Below are 21707 nucleotides of genomic sequence, written 5' to 3' on the forward strand. Positions count from 1 at the left end.
TTTCGTCCCTGCAACCGCACAACCTTCTGTGCTAGTCAGGTGTCACACACTTGCGGCCCCATCTCCATCCCCTTCAACTCGGCCGCACACCAGGGGCATTCGACTGCATACGGGGTATTTGTGTTGAAAACCGCATATCAGGGCTTCCGTGTTCGCAGAGCCGCAGCCGTCGTGGTCACCACCGGCGCGATGTTCGTCACCGGAGCCCTCACCGCGGCACCGGCGCAGGCCGTGACGACGCCCAGCATCACCGCCAAGGGCGGGTACCTGATGAACAGCGCCACCGGCAAGACGCTCTACTACAAGTCCCCCAACACGAAGCGGCTCACGGCCTCCACCACGAAGATCATGACCGCCAAGGTCGTGCTCGCGCAGTCGAACCTGAACCTGGACGCCAAGGTCACCATCAAGAAGGCGTACAGCGACTACATCGTGTCCCGGGGCGCCTCGTCGGCCCGTCTGATCGTCGGCGACAAGGTCACCGTCCGCCAGCTGCTCTACGGGATGATGCTGCCGTCCGGCTGCGACGCGGCCATGGCCCTCGCCGACAAGTTCGGCACGGGCTCGACGGTCTCGGCCCGCACCAAGAACTTCATCGCCAAGATGAACAACAAGGCCGAGCAGCTCGGCATGACGAACACGCACTTCGACTCGTTCGACGGCATAAGCAATGGCTCGAACTACTCGACGCCCAAGGACCTGACGCTGCTCGCCCGCAGCGCGATGAAGCACTCCACCTTCAAGTCCGTCGTCAAGACCAAGTCGTACACGGCGAAGACGGTCACCAGCAGCGGCTCCATCCGCACCATGGCGGCCTGGAAGAACACCAACACGCTGCTCGGATGGAACGGCACGCTCGGCATCAAGACGGGCTCCGGCACCTCGTCCAAGTACTGCCTGGTCTTCGCCGCCACCAAGAACGGCGAGTCCGTGATGGGCGCCGTGCTCACCTCGTCCTCGGCGGCCAACCGCACGACGGACGTGCAGAAGCTCATCAACTACGGCTACGCCAAGATCAGCTGACACCTCATCGGAGCGTTCATAGTGATAACCGGCATCAAGGGCGTACGTCTGCGCCGCACCGCCGCCGTCGTGGCCACCACCGGCGCGCTGGTCGCGGGCGGCGCCCTGGCTGCGCCCGCCCAGGCCGCGACCGCACCCACGGTCACCGCCAAGGGCGCGTTCATGCTCGACAGCGCGACCGGCTCCACGCTGTACAGCAAGGCCGCCGACACCAAGCGGCCCATGGCGAGCACCACCAAGATCATGGCGGCCCGTGTGGTGCTGGCCATCCCGGACGTGAATCTGGACACCAAGGTCACCGTCAAGCAGGCGTACCGGGACTACGTCGCCGCCAAGCAGGCGAGCACCGCGGACCTGAAGACCGGCGACAAGGTCACCGTGCGCCAGCTGCTGCACGCGCTGATGCTGCCGTCCGGCTGCGACGCCGCGATGGCCCTCGCCGACAAGTTCGGCACCGGCACCACGGTCGCCGCCCGCACCAAGAACTTCATCGCCAAGATGAACAAGAAGGCCGAAGCGCTGGGCCTGACGAACACGCACTTCGACTCGTTCGACGGCAACTCCACGCAGAACACCAACTACACGACGCCGCGCGACCTCGCGAAGCTCACCCGCAGCGCGATGAAGTACTCGACGTTCGCGGGCATCGTCAAGAAGACCAAGACGGTGCAGTACGCCACGTCGAGCACCGGCGCCACCCGCACCTACACCTGGTACAACACCAACAAGCTGCTCGGCTCCTACAGCGGCGCGCTCGGTGTGAAGACCGGCACCAACACCCCGTCCGGCCCGTGCCTGGTCTTCGCCGGCACCCGCAACGGCAAGACGGTGGTGGGCGTGCTCCTCAACGACACCAACCGCTTCACGGACGCGGCCAAGCTGATGGACTACGCCTTCGGTTCGACGACGGCGTCCACGATGCAGCTGCGGACGCTTCCGTCCGGCGCCCAGCAGGACTGATCCCCCCGCGACAGCCGGAAGGGGCCCGCCACGATCGCGTGGCGGGCCCCTTCCCGTGTGCTACGCCCAGGTGATCAGCCGCTTGGGCTGCTCCAGGACCGCCGCCACGTCGGCCAGCACCTTCGAGCCCAGCTCGCCGTCGACCAGGCGGTGGTCGAAGGAGAGGGCCAGGGTGGTGACCTGGCGGGGCTTGACCTTGCCCTTGTGGACCCACGGCTGGAGCTTGATCGCGCCGACCGCGAGGATCGCGGCCTCGCCGGGGTTGATGATCGGGGTGCCGGTGTCGACGCCGAAGACGCCGACGTTGGTGATGGTCACCGTGCCGCCCTGCATCGCGGCGGGGGACGTCCTGCCGTCCCGCGCCGTGGCCACCAGCTCGCCCAGGGACGCGGCCAGCTGGGGCAGGGTCTTGTCGTGCGCGTCCTTGATGTTCGGCACGATCAGACCGCGCGGGGTGGCCGCGGCGATGCCCAGGTTGACGTAGTGCTTGACCACGATCTCCTGGTTCGCCTCGTCCCAGGAGGCGTTGATGTCCGGGTTGCGCTTGATGGCGACCAGCAGGGCCTTGGCGATCAGCAGGAGCGGGTTGACCCGCAGGCCCTGCATGTCCTTGTCCTGCCTCAGCTCCTCGACCAGCTTCATCGTGCGGGTCACGTCCACCGTCACGAACTCCGTGACGTGCGGGGCCGTGAACGCCGAGCCCACCATCGCCGCCGCGGTGGCCTTGCGGACCCCCTTGACCGGGATGCGGGTCTCCCGCGCGCCGTCGTACGCCGCCACGGGCGCCGCGGGGGCGGGGGCGGGGGCGGCCGTCGCGGGCTCCGGGGCCTTCGGCGGGGCCACGGCCGCGTGGACGTCCTCGCGGGTGATGATGCCGTCCGGGCCGGACGGGACCACCGTGGAGAGGTCGACCCCGAGGTCCTTGGCGAGCTTGCGCACCGGCGGCTTGGCCAGCGGGCGCTCCTTCACCACCGCGGGACCGTGGCCGTTCAGCTCGCTCTGCACCGCCTGCACGACCTGGACCGCGGCCTCCTGGACGGGGACCGTCGGGCCCTTGCGCGGGCGGCGCTTGGTGGAGGACTCGGCCACGCCGTAGCCGACCAGGACCGGCTTGCGGCCCTCGGGCTTCTTCTCCGGCGCGGACTCCGGCGCGGGCTCCGCAGCGGCTTCGGCGGCCGCCGCACCGCCCGACACGTCGACCGCGATGATCGACTGGCCCACGTCCACCGTGGTGCCCTCGGGGAAGTGCAGCGCGTGGACCACCCCGTCGTAGGGGATGGGCAGCTCGACGGCGGCCTTGGCCGTCTCGACCTCGCACACCACCTGGCCGTCGGTGACCGTGTCACCGGGCTGGACGTACCACTTGAGGATCTCCGCCTCGGTGAGGCCCTCACCGACGTCCGGCATCTTGAACTCGCGTACGGACGCTTCCGTCATCGTCGTCACGACCCTCTCCTCAGTACGCCAGGGCACGGTCGACGGCGTCGAGCACCCGGTCCAGACCCGGCAGGTACTCCTCCTCCAGGCGCGCCGGCGGGTACGGGGCGTGATAGCCGCCGACCCTGAGCACCGGAGCCTCCAGGTGGTAGAAGCAGCGCTCGGTGATGCGGGCGGCGATCTCCGCGCCGGAGCCGAAGAACACCGGCGCCTCGTGGACCACGACCAGGCGGCGGGTCTTCTCCACCGAGGCCTGGATGGTGTCGAAGTCCAGCGGGGACACCGAGCGCAGGTCCAGGACCTCCAGGGAGCGGCCCTCCTCGGCGGCCGCGTCGGCGACCTCCTGGCAGAGCTTCACCATCGGGCCGTAGGCGGCCAGCGTGAGGTCGGTGCCGGCGCGGACGACCTGCGCCTTGTGCAGCGGTCCGGGGATCGCCTCGGTGTTGACCTCGGCCTTGTCCCAGTAGCGCCGCTTGGGCTCGAAGAAGATCACCGGGTCGTCGCTCTGGATGGCCTGCTGCATCATCCAGTACGCGTCGGAGGAGTTCGACGGGGAGACGATCTTCAGGCCCGCCACGTGCGCGAACAGCGCCTCGGGCGACTCCGAGTGGTGCTCGACCGCGCCGATGCCGCCGCCGTAGGGGATGCGCACGACGACCGGGAGCTTGACCTTGCCCAGGGAGCGGGCGTGCATCTTGGCGAGCTGGGTGACGATCTGGTCGTAGGCCGGGAAGACGAAGCCGTCGAACTGGATCTCCACCACCGGGCGGTAGCCGCGCAGCGCGAGGCCGATCGCGGTGCCGACGATGCCGGACTCGGCGAGCGGGGTGTCGATGACCCGGCCCTCGCCGAAGTCCTTCTGCAGTCCGTCGGTCACCCGGAAGACACCGCCGAGCTTGCCGACGTCCTCGCCCATGACGAGGACCTTGGGGTCGGCCTCCAGGGCCTTGCGCAGCGATTCGTTGATCGCCTTGGCGAGAGCCATCTTCTCGGCCATGTCACTTGCCCCCTTCAGCGTCCGCGAACGACGCCTGGTAGGCGGCGAACTGGGCTCGCTCCTCGTCGACGAGCGCATGCCCGTCCGCGTACACGTTCTCGAAGATGGCGAGGTGGTCCGGGTCCGGCATGGCACGAACCGCCTCGCGCACTCGCCTGCCCAACGCCTCGGACTCGGTCTCCAGTTCCGCGAAGAATCCCTCGTCCGCGTGGTTTTCCGACTCCAGGTACTGGCGAAGGCGCAGGATCGGGTCCTTGGCCTCCCAGGCCTGGCGCTCCTCGTCGCCCCGGTAGCGGGTCGGGTCGTCGGAGGTGGTGTGCGCGCCCATGCGGTAGGTGTACGCCTCCACCAGCGTCGGCCCCTCGCCGCTGCGGGCCCGCTCCAGGGCCCACTTGGTGACCGCGAGGCAGGCCAGGACGTCGTTGCCGTCCACCCGCACGCCCGGGAAGCCGTAGCCCTGCGCGCGCTGGTAGAGCGGGACGCGGGTCTGCTTCTCGGTCGGCTCGGAGATCGCCCACTGGTTGTTCTGGCAGAAGAACACCACCGGCGCGTTGTAGACGGCCGAGAAGGTGAACGATTCCGCGACATCGCCCTGGCTGGAGGCGCCGTCGCCGAAGTAGGCGATCACCGCGCTGTCCGCCCCGTCCTTGGCGATGCCCATGGCGTAGCCGGTGGCGTGCAGGGTCTGCGAGCCGATGACGATCGTGTACAGCTGGAAGTTGTTGCTGTTGGGGTCCCAGCCGCCGTTGTTCACGCCGCGGAACATGCCGAGCAGATTGGCCGGGTCGACCCCGCGGCACCAGGCGACGCCGTGCTCGCGGTAGGTCGGGAAGACGTAGTCGTCCTCGCGGGTGGCGCGGCCCGAACCGATCTGGGCGGCCTCCTGGCCGAGCAGCGAGGCCCACAGGCCCAGCTCACCCTGGCGCTGCAGGGAGGTGGCCTCGGCGTCGAAACGGCGGGTGAGCACCATGTCGCGGTAGAGACCGCGCAGGTCTTCGGGGGTGAGGTCGGCGACGTACTTGTCGTACATCGCGTTCTCCGCGTTCTTGACGCGCTTGCCCTCGGGGGTCAGCAGCTGAACCAGCTCGGGCTTGGGGCTCGGGGACTTCTTGGTCCCGGCGCTGCGTCGCGGCTTGCGCGCGGCAGTGCTCTCCACGGTCACGTGTGCTCCTCCGTCGGTCCGGTCCCCCGGGGTTGCCGGTGAAACCAGTGCGGCTCACCTGGTCCGACACCCGTGCACGGGGTGGGTGTCACTCGGCCGGAACAGGCGTGACAGGTGCCCCGGCGAGCGCCCTGCAACCATCACGTTACCCAGTGCTCCACATTTCTGTGAAACCCCGTTTGACCTGCGATTTTGCTTGGATTTCCAAGTAAATCGCGAGGGGCTCGAAGAGTACTGGTCACAGCCTTGCAGGAGGCCGGAGCAACGGCACGTTATCCCGCGCACCCAGCTCAGAGGAAGAGTTTGTGCCGTTGACTTCCCGCCGGGCGAAGCCGGAGAAATCCGGGTATTCCCGCCGGGGGTCCGCTACGGCCGCCCCTGCGATCGTGCGCATTTCGGCAATTCGGCGGGCGCGGAGATCCTGGAACGCCACTTCTGAAGCGCCGCGTGACCGAAAGCGACTGTCACTGACGTTCTGTGACAACGCCCAGCTCACGCGCCCGTTCGGTGCCCTAGCATCTGGCGCGTGCCGCGCCCTTGTGTACCACCCCTTGTGCATCCCGCGCCCCCGCTGGGCGCACTGCTCCGCCAGTACGCCGCCGGCGGTGCCGTCACCTGTGTCCCCGTCGACCAAGGGCTGCTCAACCGCGGCTACCGGCTGCGCACGACCCGCGGCCGGTACTTCCTCAAGCACCACTTCGACCCCGAGACCGCCGACCCCGCCGCCATCGCCCGCCAGCACCGGGCCACCCAGCGCCTGGCCGGCCTCGGCGTCCCGGTCGCGCCGCCGCTGCCGGGCCGGGACGGCCGTACCGTCGCGGTGATCGGCGGCCACGCCTACGCCCTGCACCCCTGGATCGACGGCCGGCACCGGCACGGCGGCCAGCTCGCCCCGGGGCAGTGCGCCCGGCTCGGGGCGCTGCTCGGGGCGGTGCACGCGGGTCTGGAGCGCGTGATGCCGCCGGAGGGCCGGGCGGCGCCCGCGGTGAGCGCCGACCCCGAGGACACCGTCGCCCTCATCGAGGACCTGCTCGCCCGGGTGCGCCGGCACCGGCCCGCCGACTCCTTCGACGGGCTGGCCCGCCACCGGCTGCTGGAACGGCGGGCGCTGCTGGAACGGCACGCCGGCCGGCGTCCGCCGCGCGGCGGCTCGGTGGGCTGGGTGCACGGGGACTTCCACCCGTTCAACGTGCTCTACCGGGGCGACGCCCCCGCCGCGATCGTCGACTGGGACCGGCTGGGGATGCAGCCGCGCGCGGAGGAGGCGGTACGGGCCGCCGCGATCTTCTTCGTGCGGCCCGTCGGCACGCTGGACCTGCCGAAGGTACGGGCCTACACGCGCGCGTACCGGCGCGCGGCGGGCGCCACGCCCTCCGAGCTCGCGGCGGCCGTGCACCGGGTGTGGTGGGAGCGCCTGAACGACTTCTGGATGCTGCGCTGGCACTACGAGCGCGGCGACACCCGCGCGGACGCGCAGTTCCCGGCCGCCTCGGCACTGGCGGTGTGGTGGACCCGGGAGTACGACACGGTGTGCGACGCGTTCGTGGCGTGACGCCCCGGGGCCACGGGCCGTCAGCCTTCGGCGCCGCCGTCGGTGCCGCCGTCGGTGGTGCCCCCGATGACCTCGTCGGTGGGCTCGTCCGTCGGCTCCTCCGTGGGCTCGTCGGTCGGCTCCGCGGTCGTCGGCTCGTCGGTCGGCTCCGTGGTGGTCGGCTCGTCCGTGGGCTCCGGCTCCGTCGGCGACGGGGTGACCGAAGGCTCCGGGGACGGGGTCCAGTTGGAGCCGCCGTCGGTGCCCGAGCTGTCGTCGGTGGCCGTGTCAGTGGGCTCCTCGGTCGCCTCGTCGGTCGGCTCCTCGCTGGCCGTCTCGTCGTCCTTGGACTGCGTGGCGGTCGGCGACTTGGTGGTGTCCGTGCCGCCGCCCTTGCCGTCGTCGCCGTTGAGCGCCAGGGCCACGCCCGCCGCGATGGCGATCACCGCGAGAACGGCGAGGATCCACAGCTTGCCCCGGCCGCTGCCCCTGTTGCCCTGTCCTTCGAAGCCGCCGTCGTCACCGCCGCCGTACCGGCCGCCGGCCAGGACCGGCGCCGCGATCGCCGTGGTACCGGAGGCGTCCGCGCCGGAGTGGCCCATCACCGCGGTCTGCGCGAAGCCCGCCGCAGGGGTGTGCCGGCCGTCGTGCAGATCGACCGGCCCGGTGTTCCAGGTACCGGTGTGGCCGCCCTGGTCGTAGAGCATCTGCAGGCCGTACTGGACCAGGCCGCGCATCTCCTCGGCGGTCTGGAAGCGGTCGTCCGGCTCCTTGGCGAGGGAGCGCATGACCAGGCCGTCCAGCTCCGGCGGACAGGCGTCGGAAGCCTCGGAGGGGGGCGTCGGGATGTCCTGGACGTGCTGGTAGACCACCGAGAGCGGGGTCTCGCCGGTGAACGGGGGCCGCAGCGCGAGGAGTTCGTAGAGGAGGCAGCCCGTCGCGTACAGGTCGGAGCGGTGGTCGACCGCCTTGCCGAGCGCCTGCTCGGGCGAGAGGTACTGGGGCGTGCCCATGACCATGCCGGTCTGGGTCATCGTCGTGGACGCCCCGTGCAGGGCGCGGGCGATGCCGAAGTCCATGACCTTGACGGCGCCGTTGTTGGTGATGATGACGTTCGCCGGCTTGATGTCGCGGTGCACGATGCCGTGCTGGTGGGAGTAGGCGAGCGCCTCCAGCACACCGGAGACGATGATCAGCGCCTGCTCGGGCCCGGGCGCCTCGGCGTTGAGGAGGAGGTCGCGGATGGTGCGGCCCTCGACCAGCTCCATGACGATGTACGGCACGCTCTGGCCGCCCACGAAGTCCTCGCCGGAGTCGTACACGGCGACGATGGCGTGGTGGTTGAGGCCGGCCACCGACTGTGCCTCGCGAGTGAAGCGGGCCTTGGAGACCGGGTCCTCGGCGAGGTCGGCGCGCAGCAGCTTGACCGCGACGGTGCGTCCCAGCCGGACGTCCTCGGCCGCGAAGACCTCGGCCATGCCGCCCCGGCCGAGTCTGCGGGTGAGCCGGTACCGGCCGTCGCCGACCAGCCCGCCGTTACCCCACAGCTCCGGCGCATCTGACATACCGCCGCCAGCCGCCTCGGGGTCGGACGGGCCCTGAGCGCGCTGCTGTGCCATCAGTCCTCGCCGTCGTTTCTGCCCGCGGTGCGCGCGGTGTTGTTACGGTCTCCGTCGGCCACGCTACAGCCTCCGCGCAAGCCGCCGGTCCGGGACGGACCAGCGGCCGGTCCGTGACGGACCGGCCATGAAACCCGTTGGCCGGTCCGTCGTGCAAATTCTGTGTACCGGCCGTACGGCCGCTGTAACGCTTGCGCGACGCTTCTTTCGCGTACGGTCACGGATCGGGCACCGAGCTTGACGTGTCAGTGCCCTGGGGCAGACTTGGCCGGGAATAGCACTTTCGATCATCGACGGATCGTCGACAAACGCCGGGCCAACGGGCTATGGGGGACGCGGAGACATGAGCCAGGACGGCGCACAGGGGCGGTATGCGGGACGGGCGCTGGCGGCCGGCCGCTATCAGCTGCGCGACTTGCTCGGCGAAGGCGGCATGGCCTCGGTGCACCTGGCCTACGACGCGGTGCTGGACCGCCAGGTCGCGGTCAAGACGCTGCACACCGAGCTCGGCCGCGAGCAGGCCTTCCGCGAGCGCTTCCGCCGCGAGGCCCAGGCCGTGGCCAAGCTCACGCACACCAACATCGTCTCGGTCTTCGACACCGGCGAGGACGATGTCGACGGGCTGACGACCCCATACATCGTCATGGAGTACATCGAGGGCCGCCCGCTCGGCTCGGTGCTCGACGAGGACGTACGCCAGTACGGCGCGATGCCCGCCGACAAGGCGCTCAAGATCACCGCGGATGTGCTGGCGGCGCTGGAGATCAGCCACGAGATGGGGCTGGTCCACCGGGACATCAAGCCCGGCAACGTGATGATGACCAAGCGCGGCATCGTCAAGGTCATGGACTTCGGCATCGCCCGCGCCATGCAGTCCGGCGTCACCTCGATGACCCAGACCGGCATGGTCGTCGGCACCCCGCAGTACCTCTCCCCCGAGCAGGCGCTCGGCCGGGGTGTGGACGCGCGCTCCGACCTGTACTCGGTCGGCATCATGCTCTTCCAGCTGGTCACCGGGCGGCTGCCGTTCGACGCGGACTCGCCGCTGGCGATCGCGTACGCGCATGTGCAGGAGGAGCCGGTGGCTCCCTCGTCCGTCAACCGCTCGCTGCCGCCGGCCGTGGACGCGCTGGTGGCCCGCGCGCTGAAGAAGAACCCCAACGAGCGTTTCCCCAGCGCCGAGGCCATGCGCGACGAGTGCCTGCGGGTGGCGTCCTCCTTCCACGCCGCCGCGCCGAGCATCGTGCCGGGCACACCGGCCGCCAGCGGCTCGGGCGTCGGGTCCGCCGTGTTCCCGCCGGTCGACCAGTCGACGCCGGCGCCCACGGGCCCGGTCCACACCCCGTACCAGCCGGCCCCGACGCCGAACCCGTACGGGGCGCCCACGCCGGCTCCGTCCTACGGCTATCCGCAGCAGCCCGGCTACCAGACCCCGGCGCCCGCCGGCTACGGCGCTACGCCGCCGCCGTACAACATCACCCCGCAGCCGGCCGCGTCCGGTTCCGGGGGCGGGGGCCGGAACAACAAGCCGGTGATCATCGGCTCGATCGTGGTGTCCGTGCTCGCGGTGGGCGGTCTGGTCGCCGCGCTGACGCTGAGCGGCGGGGGCACGAAGGACGACAAGGGCGGAACGAGCCCCAGCCCGTCGGCGACGACGGCGGAGGGCTACCGCGGCCCGGACCCGAGCCGGACGGTCGACCCGGAGGCATGCAGCGAGCCGGTGGAGTCGTACAACGACCCCGAGAAGGTGGAGATGCCCAACTTCGTCTTCAAGAACATCGACTCGGTGAAGAAGTGCCTGAAGGCCGCCGGGTGGTCGGCCGACACCCGGGACGTCGACGAGTCCACCTGGGGCGACGGCACGGTGATGAAGCAGTTCCCGGCCGCGGGCACGGACATCGACCCCGAGGACCCGGGGATCTTCCAGTTCGACGTCTCCACGGGCAACCCGGCGTGACCGGGCTGCCCGCTCCTCGTCGTTACAGGTAGGGCCCGCCCGAGCGGCCGCCCGGGTGGTTCTGGTCCTCGCCCTCGTGGCCGACGCCCGGGGGCAGGGCCCGGCGCATCTGCTCCAGTTGGGCGCGGGCCGCCATCTGCTGGGCGAACAGCGTGGTCTGGATGCCGTGGAAGAGGCCCTCCAGCCAGCCGACCAACTGGGCCTGCGCGATGCGCAGTTCCGCGTCGGACGGGGTCGCCTCGTCGGTGAACGGCAGGGACAGCCGCTCCAGTTCCTCGACCAGCTCCGGGGCCAGGCCGTCCTCCAGCTCCTTCACCGAGCTGGCATGGATCTCCTTGAGCCGGACCCGGCTGGCCTCGTCGAGCGGGGCCACGCGGACCTCCTCCAGCAGCTGCTTGATCATGCTGCCGATCCGCATGACCTTCGCCGGCTGTTCGACCATCTCCGTCACGGGAACCTCGCGGGAGTCCTCGTCGCCTCCGCCACCGATGGCCATCCCGTCCTGGCCCACGACCAGGATCTGCGGATTCTCCGGCGACCGTTCGTTCCTCGGCATCTCCATGCCGCCATTCTCTCGCACCCCGACATCTCCTCAGCGTGGTGCCCCCCACGACAGGTGATCCACCGTTTACGTACGGGGACTTTCCGTCACCCGGTGGCGGAGTCCGGCATGCCCGACACGGCAGTCGGTGTGAGGCTTATGCCGTGACTCGATGGCTGCGGACAGTACGGGCGACGGCACTGGCCGTCGCCCTGGTGGCGGGCTGGGGGTGCCCGGTGGCGTACGGCGAGGAGGCCACGCCGTCGGCGTCCGTGTCGGCCTCCCCCTCGCCCTCCTGGGCCGGGAGCGCGGCCGGGCAGGGGCGCGAGCGGCCCGGGCGCCAGTGGGTGGCCGTGCCGGAGGAGGAGACGCCCCCGGCCGAGCCCTCCCGGGCGGCTCCGGCGGAGGCGGTCGGCTCCCCCGTGCCGGCCGGGCAGGACGTCGTACGGGCCGAGCCCGTCTTCCAGGTGCTGCCGCTGGGCAGCGGCCTGGTGCTGATCGGGCTCGGCCTCGGGCTGGCCTTCCTGGGGCTGCGGCTCAGACGGCCGGACTGACCCGGCCGGCCGGTGCGCCTACTCCGTGACGAGCAGCACCTTGCCGACGTGCCCGCTCTCCTCCACGATCCGGTGCGCGTCCGCCGCGTCCCGCATCGGGACCTCCCGGTCGACCACCGGGCGCACATGACCGCCGTCCACCAACGGCCACACGTGCTCGCGTACGGCCGCCACGATCGACGTCTTCTCGGTCAGCGGGCGGGCCCGCAGCGAGGTCGCGGTGACCGCGGCCCGCTTGCCCAGCAGGGTGGCGATGTTCAGCTCGCCCTTGATGCCGCCCTGCATGCCGATGATCGCCAGGCGGCCGTTGACCGCGAGGGCGCGGACGTTGCGGTCCAGGTACTTGGCGCCCATGTTGTCGAGGATGACGTCGGCGCCGGCCCCGTCGGTGGCCTTCCTGACCTCCTCCACGAAGTCCTGCTCCCGGTAGTTGACCAGGATGTCCGCGCCCAGCTCGGCGCACCGGTCCAGCTTCTCCCGGGTGCCGGCGGTGACCGCGACCTTCGCGCCGACGGCCTTGGCGAGCTGGATCGCCATCGTGCCGATGCCGCTGGAGCCACCGTGCACCAGCAGCGTCTCGCCCGGTCGCAGATGGGCGATCATGAACACGTTCGACCAGACCGTGCAGACCACCTCGGGCAGTGCCGCCGCCCGCACCAGGCCGACGCCCCGGGGCACGGGCAGCAGCTGCCCGGCCGGGACGACGACCTTCTCGGCGTAGCCACCGCCCCCGAGCAGTCCGCACACCTCGTCGCCCACGGTCCAGCCGGAGACACCGGGGCCGATCTCGGCGATCCGCCCCGAGCACTCCAGGCCCGGGTAGGGGGACGTGCCGGGCGGCGGGTCGTAGAAGCCCTGCCGCTGGAGGATGTCGGCCCGGTTCACGGCGCTCGCCGCCACCTCGACCAGGACCTCGCCCTCTCCGGGCGCCGGATCCGGTACCTCGGCCCAGACCAGCGCCTCGGGCCCGCCGGGTTCGTCAATCGTGATCGCATGCATGAGGGCGACGCTACTCCTCGGTCCCTGGTCCCATCCCGCCTCGGTACTTGGACCGGTTCCCCCGAAAAACCCTGTGCGCAACCGATGAGTTTGCGCGACGGTGAAGGTCTTTCCCTGCGTAAACCCGTGTACGCGGAAGGACATCCCACCATGAGCCAGCACACGTCAGCCCTGGCCATCGAGACGGCGGGCCTGGTGAAGACGTTCGGCGAGACCAGGGCCGTCGACGGCGTCGACCTGTCGGTACCGGCCGGCACCGTCTACGGCGTCCTCGGCCCGAACGGCGCCGGAAAGACCACCACCGTGAAGATGCTCGCCACCCTCCTGCGCCCCGACGGCGGCCAGGCCCATGTCTTCGGCCACGACGTCGTGCGCGAGGCCGACGAGGTGCGCGGCCGGGTCAGCCTGACCGGCCAGTACGCCTCCGTCGACGAGGACCTCACCGGCACCGAGAACCTGGTGCTGCTGGGCCGGCTCCTCGGCCACGCCAAGCAGGCCGCCCGCCGACGCAGCGAACAGCTGCTGGAGGCCTTCGGGCTGACGGAGGCGGCCGGCAAGCAGGTCAAGCACTACTCGGGCGGCATGCGGCGCCGTATCGACATCGCCGCGTCCATTCTGAACACGCCCGATCTGCTCTTCCTCGACGAGCCGACGACCGGGCTCGACCCGCGCAGCCGCAACCAGGTGTGGGACATCGTGCGGGCGGTGGTCGCCCAGGGCACCACCGTGCTGCTGACCACGCAGTACCTGGACGAGGCCGACCAGCTGGCCTCGCGGATCGCGGTCATCGACCACGGCAAGGTGATCGCCGAGGGCACCAAGGGCGAGCTGAAGGCGTCCGTCGGCGCCGGATCCGTCCATCTGCGGCTGCGGGATCCCGGGCAGCGGCCGGAGGCGGAGCGGGTGCTGCGGCTCACGCTGGACGCGGACGTCCAGCTGGAGCCCGATCCGGTGGCGCTGACGGCCCGGCTCGGCGGCGCGCGGGGGGACAACGCGGCGGAGCAGGCCTCGCGGGCCCTCGCCGAACTGTCCCGCAGCGGCGTCACCGTCGACAACTTCTCGCTGGGCCAGCCCAGCCTGGACGAGGTCTTCCTCGCCCTCACCGGACACGACACCAGCCACGACACCAAGGACGAGGTGGCGGCATGAGCACCGCGACGACCCCTGACGCCAAGGAACTCGCCCCGGTCAGCACCGAGTCGCTCGCCGCGCTGCTGGTGACCGGTGAACGTCCGCCCCGGCCGAGCGCGCTGTCGGCCTCGCTGACCTTCGGCTGGCGGGCGATGCTGAAGATCAAGCACGTGCCGGAGCAGCTCTTCGACGTCACCGCGTTCCCGATCATGATGGTGCTGATGTACACGTACCTGTTCGGGGGCGCCCTGGCCGGGTCCCCGAAGGAGTACATCCAGTTCCTGCTGCCGGGGATCATGGTGATGTCGGTCGTGATGATCACCATGTACACCGGTGTCTCGGTCAACACCGACATCGAGAAGGGCGTCTTCGACCGGTTCCGGTCGCTGCCCATCTGGCGGCCGTCGACGATGGTCGGCTATCTGCTCGGGGACGCCCTGCGCTACACCATCGCGTCGTTGGTGATGCTCACCGTCGGCATGATCCTCGGCTACCGGCCGGACGGCGGCGTCCCGGGCGTGCTGGCCGGGATCGCCCTGCTGATCGTGTTCTCGTTCGCGTTCTCGTGGATCTGGACGATGTTCGGGCTGCTGCTGCGCACCGAGAAGTCGGTGATGGGCGTCAGCATGATGGTGATGTTCCCGCTGACCTTCCTGTCCAACATCTTCGTCGACCCGAAGACCATGCCGGGCTGGTTGCAGGCGTTCGTCAACAACAGCCCCATCACCCACCTGTCCTCCGCGGTGCGGGAGTTGATGGCGGGTGACTGGCCGGCCGACGAGATCGCCTGGTCGCTGGGGTGGGCCGGGCTGTTCGTGCTGGTCTTCGGGCCGATCACGATGCGGCTGTACAACCGCAAGTAGTCAGTCCTGGGGAATCAGTCCTGGGGGATCGGGCGGACGTCGGGTGCGATCTGGACGCTCGGCGTGGCCCGGACGATGGTGATGACCCGGTCCGTCGCCTCCAGGGTGCCGACGGCCGGGTCGTCGTATCCGAGCACCCGGTGCCCGCGTACGACGCTCACCACCAGGTCGGACGTCTCTCGGGGGCCCTTGCCGACCTCGGCCTTTATGACCGGCCGCTCGATGAGGTCGAGCCCGCTGCCCTGCTGGATCAGGTCCTCCATCACCATGCCGGCCGCCGGGCTGAGCACCGACAGGCCGAGCAGCCGTCCGGCCGCGCTGGCGCTGGTGATGACCGCGTCGGCGCCGGACTGCTTGAGCAGCGGGGCGTTCTCCTCCTCGCGGACCGCGGCCACGATCTTCGCCCCGCGGTTGAGCTGGCGGGCCGTGAGCGTGACCAGTACGGCGGTGTCGTCGCGCTGGGTGGCAATGATGATTTTCCGGGCCTTGTGCACCTCGGCCCGCCTCAGCACATCGCTGCGGGTGGCGTCCCCGACGATCCCCGCGTAGCCCTCGGCGGTCGCGGCGTCGATCACCTTGCTTGAGGGGTCGACCACCACCACTTGCTCCTTCTTCAGCCCCGTCGCGCAGACGGTCTGGATCGCCGAGCGCCCCTTGGTCCCGAAGCCGACGACGACGGTGTGGTCGCGCAAGGCGGACCTCCAGCGGTTCAGACGCCATTCCTCCCGGGTGCGTTCGGTGAGGACCTCCAGCGTGGTGCCGACCAGGATGATCAGGAACAGCACACGCATGGGCGTGATGACAAGGATGTTGGTGAGCCGGGCGGTGTCGCTGACCGGCGTGATGTCGCCGTAGCCCGTGGTGGAGAGGGTGACGGTCGCGTAGTAGAAGGCGTCGAGGAAGTCGACGCTGCCGTCGGAGTTGTCGGTGTAGCCGTCGCGTTCGATGTAGACGATGAGCGCGCAGACCACCAGCAGTGTCAGCGCCATGATCACCCGCTTGGCGACCTGGCGGAACGGGTGCTCCACCACCTTCTTCGGCAGCTTCACCCGGTGGGTCACCAGGTGCTCGTCCGGCTGGCGCGCGATGGCGTCCTGGCCCGGAAGTTTCACGTGAAACACACCCCGATCCCGGCGGACGCCCACGGCAGGTCCAGCAGTTCCGCCTCCGCACCGGCCGCGGTCCCGCCCGGCGGTACGACGGCCAGCGCGTCGGCGCCCGCGATGCCCCGCAGCATCGCCGGGCCGTTGTAGTGCAGCGGCACGGCGTGGTCGCCGCGCAGCACGACCGGCACGAGCCGGGTGTCGTACGGATGCCCGTGTGCCGCGTCCCGCAGGGGCAGTGTGTACGGCTCGGGGGCGGGGCGGGCCGTGAGGGCGCGCAGCAGGGGCTCGGCGAGCGTCAGCAGGCCGGAGACGGCCGCGAGGGGATTGCCGGGCAGGCCGACCAGGTGCTGGCTCTCCTTGGTGCGGGCCAGCAGCATGGGGTGGCCGGGGCGCACCTTGACGCTGTCGACCAGGAGTTCGGCGCCCAGGCGGCGCAGGGTGGGGTGGACGTGGTCCACGGGGCCGGAGGCGGTGCCGCCGGTGGTGACGATCAGCTCGGCCTCGGAGTAGGCGATGGCCTTGTGCAGCGCCTCGGCGTCGTCGCCGAGCCGGCGCACGGTGGTGACCTCGGCGCCGAGCGCGCGCAGCCAGGGCGGCAGCATCGGGCCGAGCGCGTCCCGGATCAGCCCGTCGTGCGGCAGCCCCTCGGTGAGCAGCTCGTCGCCCAGGACGAGCACTTCCACGCTCGGGCGGGGCAGGGCGGTGACGGTGTCGTAGCCCGCCGCGGCGGCGAGGCCCAGGACGGCCGGGGTCACCAGGGTGCCGACGGCGAGGAGGTGGTCGCCGGAGCGGCACTCCTGGCCGCGGGGCCGGATGTCGTGGCCGTGCGGGAGGTCGCGGCCGGCGTGCAGGTGGCCCTTGTCGTCGGTGCGGCCGTGTTCGCTGCGCAGTACGGCGGTGGTGTCCGGGGGGATCCGGGCGCCGGTGGCGATCCGGGCGGCCTCGCCGTCGGTGAGCGGGGCGGGCGCCGCGTGTCCGGCGAGGACGCCGCTCTCCCGTACGGCCCACGGGCCCGGTCCGGCGACCGCCCAGCCGTCCATGGCGGAGGTGTCGAAGGAGGGCAGGTCGGTGAGGGCGGTGAGGGGGGCGGCCAGGGTGAGGCCGAGGGCCTCGTCGAGCGGGACGGAGACGGGGGCGCGGCGGGCGCCGGGGCGGCGGCCCGCGTGGGCCGCGAGGGCGCGGGCCTCGGGCCAGGGGGTGGCCCGGTGGTGCTCGGCCGGGGGCCGCGGGGCGCTGTCGGGCCGGGGGCGCGGGGCGGGGGTGTGATCGCCGGTGGGGCGGTTCTCCTTCACGAGCGCCAGTACCTCCTCGACGTCGAGGTCCTCGGCGTCCTCGTCCCGGACGCTGCGGGCGGTCATCCGGCGTCCGGGGTGGAGTGGGGTTCCGCGTCGGCGGTGGCGCCCGGGGTCTGCTCCGCCGCCCAGCGCGCGGCGAGGTCCACGGCCTTGCGGGCGGCCTCGGCGACCGCCTCGGGGCCGCCCTCGGCCCGTGCCGCCGCGTAGCCGACGAGGAAGGTGGTCAGCGGCGCCGCGGGACGCGCCACGCCGTGGGCGGCGTCGCGGGCGAGGTCCAGCAGGACCTTGGTGTCGACGTCGAGGTCGATGCCCAGCTCGTCCTTGACTGCGGAAATCCATTCATCCAACACGTGCCCATGCTCCCTGATCCGTGCCCTGGCGGTGGCGATGTCGTCCCAGGTGTCGCAGTCGAAGGACGCGACGGGGTCGGGGACGCGGCTGAGGCGGAGCCCGGCGGTGAGCCGCCGCAGGGGCAGGCCGGTGAGGCCGCCGTGCTCCGTGGAAAGCGCGGCGAGCCCCTCGCGCAGCACCGGCGCCCGGTACGCGGCGACGAGGAACTGGTCGCGGCCGTCGGCGTCGGTGAGCAGGACCCCGTCGTCGGTGCTGTCCCGCAGGGCGGCCGGCAGCCGCCGGACCGTGCCCTCGTCGAGGAAGGGCAGATCGGCGGAGAGCACGACGACGAGGTCCGCCGTGGTGGGGCGCAGGCCGGCGGCGAGGGCGGCGAGCGGGCCGCCGCCGGGCGGGTCCTCGCGGGCCCAGGTCACCGGGCGTGCGGTGGGTCTGGGGTCGGCGACGACGACGGTGGTGCGCGCGCCGGCGCAGGCGGCGAGCACCCGGTCGAGCAGCGGGCGCCCGCCGACGCTCAGGCCGGGCTTGTCGGCGCCGCCGAGCCGCCGGGCCGCACCCCCGGCGAGCACGACGGCGTCGTACACCTCGGAACCCGGGTCGACCGGGGGCTCGTACGCGGTCACCCCCTGAGTATGCGTGCCGCGCCGATCACAGGGAATGCGGGGGCGGCCCCGCGATCACAGGGTGCGCAGCAGGACCGCCGGCTGTTCCACGCAGTCCGCCACATGGCGCAGGAAGCCGCCCGCGGTGCCGCCGTCGCAGACCCGGTGGTCGAAGGTGAGCGAGAGCTGCACGACCTGACGCACCGCCAGCTCGCCCTGGTGCACCCACGGCTTGGGGATGATCCGGCCGACGCCGAGCATCGCGGCCTCGGGGTGGTTGATGATCGGGGTGGAGCCGTCGACGCCGAACACGCCGTAGTTGTTCAGCGTGAAGGTGCCGCCGGTGAGTTCCCCGGGGGTCAGGGCGCCGGTGCGGGCCGACTCGGTGAGCCGGGCGAACTCGGCGGTCAGCGATTCGGCGTCGCGCGCGTGGGCGTCCCGGACGACCGGGACGACCAGGCCCCGCTCGGTCTGCGCGGCGAAGCCGAGGTGGACGTGGTCGAACCGGACGACCTCCCTGGCCTCGGTGTCCACGCTGGAGTTGAGCTCGGGGAACCGGGCGAGGGCGGCGGTGCAGATCCGGGCGAGCAGGGCCAGCAGGGAGATCTTCGGTCCCCCCGCGGCGTTCATGGCGGCGCGGGCGCGCATCAGTTCGGTCGCGTCGGCGTCCACCCAGCAGGTGGCGTCGGGGATCTCGCGCCGGCTGCGGGAGAGCTTGTCGGCCACGGCACCGCGGACGCCCTTGAGGGGGGTGCGGGTCGTGCCGGGGGTGGCGGCGGTGACCGCGGGGGCGGGTGCCGGGGCGGTGCGTCCCTGGGCGGCGGCGGCAGCACGCAGGGCGTACTCCACGTCGGCGCGCAGGATCAGTCCGTCGGGACCGGAGCCTGTGAGCTCCCGCAGGTCGAGGCCGTTCTCGCGGGCGAGGCGGCGGACCAGGGGGGAGATCACGGGGACGGGACCGTCGGTGACCTCGGGGGCGGCCTCGGGAGCGGCTTCTTGGGCCTGTGCCGGGGCGGGGGCCGCGGCACGCGCGGGGCCCTGGCCGTTCGCCGCCGCCGCGGCGGCCGGCGCGGGGCCGGTGGGCGCCGGCTGGGCCGGGCGGACCCGCCTGCGCCGCGCGGGGGCCTCGGAGGTGCCGTAGCCCACCAGCACATTGCCCGACCCCTCGGCCGCGTCGCCGGAGGCGTCCGCACCGACGGCGACCGTGATCAGCGGTGCCCCCACCGGAAGCTCCGTGCCCTCCTCGCCGAAGCGGGCGGTGACCACGCCGGCGTAGGGGCAGGGGACGTCGACCATCGCCTTGGCCGTCTCGACCTCGACGACCGGCTGGTCGACGGCGACGACATCGCCGACCTGGACCAGCCAGCGCACGATCTCCGCCTCGGTGAGCCCCTCCCCGAGGTCGGGAAGCTTGAACTCCAACACCTGTGCCATCAGCTCTCGGCCTCCCATTGCAGACGCCCCACGGCGTCCAGGATCCGGTCCACGCCGGGCAGGTGGTGACGCTCCAGCATCGGCGGCGGGTAGGGGATGTCGAACCCGGCCACCCGGAGCACCGGCGCCTCCAGGTGGTGGAAGCAGCGCTCCGTGACGCGGGCCGCGATCTCCCCTCCCGGGCCGCCGAACCCGCCCGACTCGTGCACGACGACCGCTCGCCCGGTCCGCCGGACCGAGGCGCAGACCGTGTCGTCGTCGAACGGCACCAGCGAGCGCAGGTCGACGACTTCGAGGTCCCACCCCTCCTCCCGGGCCGCCTCGGCGGCTTCGAGGCAGACGGGAACGGACGGACCGTACGTGATGAGCGTGGCGCTCCGGCCCGAGCGCCGCACCACCGCGCGGCCGATCGGTTCAACGCTCTGCGGCTCCTCGGGGTTCCAGGAGTCCTTCGACCAGTACAGGCGCTTGGGCTCCAGGAAGACGACCGGGTCGTCGGAGGCAATGGAGGCGCGCAGCAGGCCGTAGGCGTCGGCGACGGTGGCGGGGGTGACGACATGGAGCCCCGGGGTCGCCATGTAGTACGCCTCGGAGGAGTCGCTGTGGTGCTCGACGCCGCCGATGCCGCCGCCGTAGGGCACGCGGATGGTCAGGGGCAGGGGCATGGCGCCGCGGGTGCGGTTGCGCATCTTCGCGACATGGCTGATCAGCTGCTCGAACGCCGGGTAGGCGAAGGCGTCGAACTGCATCTCCACGACCGGGCGCAGGCCGTACATGGCCATGCCGACCGCGGTGCCGAGGATGCCGGCCTCGGCGAGCGGGGTGTCGGTGCAGCGGTCCTCGCCGAACTCCTTGGCGAGTCCGTCGGTGACCCGGAAGACACCGCCGAGGGTGCCGACGTCCTCGCCCATGACGTGCACGGACGGGTCGTCCGCCATGGCGTCGCGCATCGCGCGCGTGAGGGCCTGTGCCATGGTGGCGGGCTTCACCGCGACGGTGGTCATCCCAGGTCCCCCTCGGCGTCCAGCTCGGCCTGCAGCTGTGCCTGCTGTTCGCGCAGTTGCGGTGTGGGCTCGGCGTACACATGGGCGAACAGGTCCCGGGGGTCGAGCTGCGGGTCCTGGTTCATGCGGTCGCGCAGGTCGGCGGCCATCGCCTCGGCGGCGTCCCGCGCGGCCTGCTTGCCGGCCTCGTCGAGCAGGCCGCGCTCGGTCAGCTCGTGCTCCAGCAGGGTGATCGGGTCGTGTCCGCGCCAGGTCTCGACCTCGGAGTCACCGCGGTAGCGGGTGGCGTCGTCGGCGTTGGTGTGGGCGTCGATCCGGTAGGTGACCGCCTCGATGAGGGTGGGGCCGCCGCCGGCCCGCGCGTGGCGCACCGCGTCGGAGAGCACCTCGTGCACGGCGGCGGCGTCGTTGCCGTCCACCAGCCGGCCGGGGATGCCGTAGCCGACGGCCTTGTGGGCCAGCGACGGGGCCGCGGTCTGCTTGGCGAGCGGGACGGAGATGGCGAAGCCGTTGTTCTGGACCAGGAAGACGACCGGCGCCTGCCACACGGCGGCGAAGTTGAGCGCCTCGTGGAAGTCGCCCTCGCTGGTGCCGCCGTCGCCGACCAGGGCGAGCGCGACCACGTCGTCGCCCTTGAGGCGGGCGGCGTGGGCGAGGCCGACGGCGTGCGGGAGCTGGGTGGCGAGCGGCGTGCTCAGGGGGGCGACGCGGTGCTCGCGGGGGTCGTAGCCGGTGTGCCAGTCGCCGCGCAGCAGCGTGAGCGCCTGGACGGGGTCCACTCCGCGGGCGACGGCGGCGAGGGTGTCGCGGTAGCTCGGGAAGAGCCAGTCGCGCTCCTCGAGGGCGAGCGCGGCGGCGACCTCGCAGGCCTCCTGGCCGGTGCTGGACGGGTAGACGGCGAGCCGGCCCTGCTTGGTCAGGGCGGTGGCCTGGGTGTTGTACCGACGGCCGCGCACCAGTTCGGCGTACAGGCGGCGTAGCAGACCGGGGTCAACCCGGTCCGCCGCTTCCGTGCCGAGGACGCGGTAGGGCTCCGCGTCGGGCAGCAGCGGCGCGGGGTCGGTGCGGGGCTGCCAGGCGGGCGGCGGCGATGGCCGGTACGCGCCCCGCTGCTCCATGACCGTCATGACGGCACCTCCTCGTG

Annotated in this window: 19 protein-coding genes; 7 read left to right on the top strand and 12 right to left on the bottom strand. The window is 71.8% G+C overall.

Features of this window, described 5'->3' with window-relative positions; genetic code table 11:
* The first annotated feature begins 189 nt into the window (after window positions 1–189).
* Together M8H82_RS13440 and M8H82_RS13445 are read left to right on the top strand one after the other, a co-directional pair.
* Window positions 190–1023, top strand: coding sequence for a D-alanyl-D-alanine carboxypeptidase family protein (locus M8H82_RS13440; protein WP_374211658.1), 834 nt, complete (start codon window positions 190–192; stop codon window positions 1021–1023).
* Between the two features lie 21 nt (window positions 1024–1044).
* Window positions 1045–1983 (top strand): serine hydrolase, encoded by a 939-nt coding sequence (locus M8H82_RS13445; RefSeq protein WP_250073457.1) that lies wholly within the window; start codon window positions 1045–1047, stop codon window positions 1981–1983.
* 60 nt (window positions 1984–2043) lie between these two features.
* Here M8H82_RS13445 and M8H82_RS13450 read toward each other — a convergent pair whose 3' ends face one another.
* Genes M8H82_RS13450 through pdhA (M8H82_RS13460) form a run of 3 tightly spaced genes read right to left on the bottom strand, consistent with a single transcriptional unit; the run spans window position 2044 to window position 5579 of the window.
* Window positions 2044–3429, bottom strand: a complete 1386-nt coding sequence (locus tag M8H82_RS13450; RefSeq protein ID WP_250073460.1) for a dihydrolipoamide acetyltransferase family protein — start codon at window positions 3427–3429, stop codon at window positions 2044–2046.
* 10 nt (window positions 3430–3439) lie between these two features.
* Window positions 3440–4417 carry an alpha-ketoacid dehydrogenase subunit beta gene (locus M8H82_RS13455; protein WP_250073461.1) on the bottom strand — a complete coding sequence of 326 codons (978 nt, stop codon included), beginning with the start codon at window positions 4415–4417 and terminating at the stop codon, window positions 3440–3442.
* A gap of 1 nt (window position 4418) precedes the next feature.
* A complete protein-coding gene (gene pdhA / locus M8H82_RS13460) occupies window positions 4419–5579 on the bottom strand; it encodes a pyruvate dehydrogenase (acetyl-transferring) E1 component subunit alpha (protein ID WP_250073463.1) in 1161 nt (386 codons plus the stop codon).
* Window positions 5580–6132: 553 nt separating this feature from the next.
* Here pdhA (M8H82_RS13460) and M8H82_RS13465 point away from each other — a divergent pair.
* Window positions 6133–7131 (top strand): phosphotransferase, encoded by a 999-nt coding sequence (locus M8H82_RS13465; RefSeq protein ID WP_250073466.1) that lies wholly within the window; start codon window positions 6133–6135, stop codon window positions 7129–7131.
* Window positions 7132–7151: 20 nt separating this feature from the next.
* Here M8H82_RS13465 and M8H82_RS13470 read toward each other — a convergent pair whose 3' ends face one another.
* On the bottom strand, window positions 7152–8729 hold the full coding sequence (locus tag M8H82_RS13470; protein WP_374211657.1) for a protein kinase: 1578 nt from the start codon (window positions 8727–8729) through the stop codon (window positions 7152–7154).
* A 343-nt stretch (window positions 8730–9072) separates the two neighbouring features.
* Here M8H82_RS13470 and M8H82_RS13475 point away from each other — a divergent pair, with 343 nt between their 5' ends.
* A complete protein-coding gene (locus M8H82_RS13475) occupies window positions 9073–10686 on the top strand; it encodes a protein kinase (protein WP_250073468.1) in 1614 nt (537 codons plus the stop codon).
* Window positions 10687–10708: 22 nt separating this feature from the next.
* Here the strand turns inward: M8H82_RS13475 and M8H82_RS13480 are convergent, their stop codons facing one another.
* On the bottom strand, window positions 10709–11248 hold the full coding sequence (locus tag M8H82_RS13480; RefSeq protein ID WP_250073471.1) for a bacterial proteasome activator family protein: 540 nt from the start codon (window positions 11246–11248) through the stop codon (window positions 10709–10711).
* Between the two features lie 143 nt (window positions 11249–11391).
* Here M8H82_RS13480 and M8H82_RS13485 point away from each other — a divergent pair, with 143 nt between their 5' ends.
* Complete coding sequence (locus M8H82_RS13485; RefSeq protein ID WP_250073473.1) at window positions 11392–11781, top strand: hypothetical protein; 390 nt, start codon at window positions 11392–11394, stop codon at window positions 11779–11781.
* 18 nt (window positions 11782–11799) lie between these two features.
* Here the strand turns inward: M8H82_RS13485 and M8H82_RS13490 are convergent, their stop codons facing one another.
* Window positions 11800–12780 (bottom strand): NAD(P)H-quinone oxidoreductase, encoded by a 981-nt coding sequence (locus M8H82_RS13490; protein ID WP_250073475.1) that lies wholly within the window; start codon window positions 12778–12780, stop codon window positions 11800–11802.
* Window positions 12781–12930: 150 nt separating this feature from the next.
* On the opposite strand from M8H82_RS13490, the gene M8H82_RS13495 reads away from it, so the two are divergent.
* Window positions 12931–13929: an ATP-binding cassette domain-containing protein gene (locus M8H82_RS13495; protein WP_250073478.1), complete on the top strand. Its 999-nt coding sequence runs from the start codon at window positions 12931–12933 to the stop codon at window positions 13927–13929.
* A complete protein-coding gene (locus M8H82_RS13500; protein ID WP_250073480.1) occupies window positions 13926–14774 on the top strand; it encodes an ABC transporter permease in 849 nt (282 codons plus the stop codon). The genes M8H82_RS13495 and M8H82_RS13500 overlap by 4 nt, the downstream gene beginning before the upstream one ends.
* A 14-nt stretch (window positions 14775–14788) precedes the next feature.
* On the opposite strand, the gene M8H82_RS13505 is transcribed toward M8H82_RS13500, so the two are convergent.
* From M8H82_RS13505 to pdhA (M8H82_RS13530), 6 genes are read right to left on the bottom strand one after another with little or no spacing between them, the layout of a single operon-like run.
* On the bottom strand, window positions 14789–15895 hold the full coding sequence (locus tag M8H82_RS13505) for a potassium channel family protein (RefSeq protein WP_250073482.1): 1107 nt from the start codon (window positions 15893–15895) through the stop codon (window positions 14789–14791).
* Window positions 15883–17238: a molybdopterin molybdotransferase MoeA gene (locus M8H82_RS13510; RefSeq protein ID WP_250073484.1), complete on the bottom strand. Its 1356-nt coding sequence runs from the start codon at window positions 17236–17238 to the stop codon at window positions 15883–15885. The genes M8H82_RS13505 and M8H82_RS13510 overlap by 13 nt, the downstream gene beginning before the upstream one ends.
* Window positions 17235–18146, bottom strand: a complete 912-nt coding sequence (locus M8H82_RS13515; RefSeq protein ID WP_250073486.1) for an NTP transferase domain-containing protein — start codon at window positions 18144–18146, stop codon at window positions 17235–17237. The genes M8H82_RS13510 and M8H82_RS13515 overlap by 4 nt, the downstream gene beginning before the upstream one ends.
* Window positions 18147–18200: 54 nt before the next feature.
* Complete coding sequence (locus M8H82_RS13520) at window positions 18201–19559, bottom strand: dihydrolipoamide acetyltransferase family protein (RefSeq protein WP_250073487.1); 1359 nt, start codon at window positions 19557–19559, stop codon at window positions 18201–18203.
* On the bottom strand, window positions 19559–20563 hold the full coding sequence (locus M8H82_RS13525) for an alpha-ketoacid dehydrogenase subunit beta (RefSeq protein WP_250073489.1): 1005 nt from the start codon (window positions 20561–20563) through the stop codon (window positions 19559–19561). Before M8H82_RS13525 ends, M8H82_RS13520 begins: the two co-directional genes overlap by 1 nt.
* Complete coding sequence (gene pdhA, locus M8H82_RS13530) at window positions 20560–21690, bottom strand: pyruvate dehydrogenase (acetyl-transferring) E1 component subunit alpha (protein ID WP_250073491.1); 1131 nt, start codon at window positions 21688–21690, stop codon at window positions 20560–20562. Before pdhA (M8H82_RS13530) ends, M8H82_RS13525 begins: the two co-directional genes overlap by 4 nt.
* Between the last annotated feature and the right edge of the window lie 17 nt (window positions 21691–21707).

It is taken from the genome of Streptomyces sp. YS415, assembly GCF_023544665.1.
Lineage (GTDB): Bacteria > Actinomycetota > Actinomycetes > Streptomycetales > Streptomycetaceae > Streptomyces.

Coding starts and splice junctions, on each gene's coding strand:
- M8H82_RS13440 (WP_374211658.1), top strand. CDS start 190: ATGTTCGTCACCGGAGCCCTCACCGCGGCACCGGCGCAGGCCGTGACG.
- M8H82_RS13455 (WP_250073461.1), bottom strand. CDS start 4,417: ATGGCCGAGAAGATGGCTCTCGCCAAGGCGATCAACGAATCGCTGCGC.
- M8H82_RS13470 (WP_374211657.1), bottom strand. CDS start 8,729: ATGGCACAGCAGCGCGCTCAGGGCCCGTCCGACCCCGAGGCGGCTGGC.
- M8H82_RS13475 (WP_250073468.1), top strand. CDS start 9,073: ATGAGCCAGGACGGCGCACAGGGGCGGTATGCGGGACGGGCGCTGGCG.
- M8H82_RS13480 (WP_250073471.1), bottom strand. CDS start 11,248: ATGGAGATGCCGAGGAACGAACGGTCGCCGGAGAATCCGCAGATCCTG.
- M8H82_RS13490 (WP_250073475.1), bottom strand. CDS start 12,780: ATGCATGCGATCACGATTGACGAACCCGGCGGGCCCGAGGCGCTGGTC.
- M8H82_RS13495 (WP_250073478.1), top strand. CDS start 12,931: ATGAGCCAGCACACGTCAGCCCTGGCCATCGAGACGGCGGGCCTGGTG.
- M8H82_RS13500 (WP_250073480.1), top strand. CDS start 13,926: ATGAGCACCGCGACGACCCCTGACGCCAAGGAACTCGCCCCGGTCAGC.
- M8H82_RS13510 (WP_250073484.1), bottom strand. CDS start 17,238: ATGACCGCCCGCAGCGTCCGGGACGAGGACGCCGAGGACCTCGACGTC.
- M8H82_RS13520 (WP_250073487.1), bottom strand. CDS start 19,559: ATGGCACAGGTGTTGGAGTTCAAGCTTCCCGACCTCGGGGAGGGGCTC.
- M8H82_RS13525 (WP_250073489.1), bottom strand. CDS start 20,563: ATGACCACCGTCGCGGTGAAGCCCGCCACCATGGCACAGGCCCTCACG.
- pdhA (WP_250073491.1), bottom strand. CDS start 21,690: ATGACGGTCATGGAGCAGCGGGGCGCGTACCGGCCATCGCCGCCGCCC.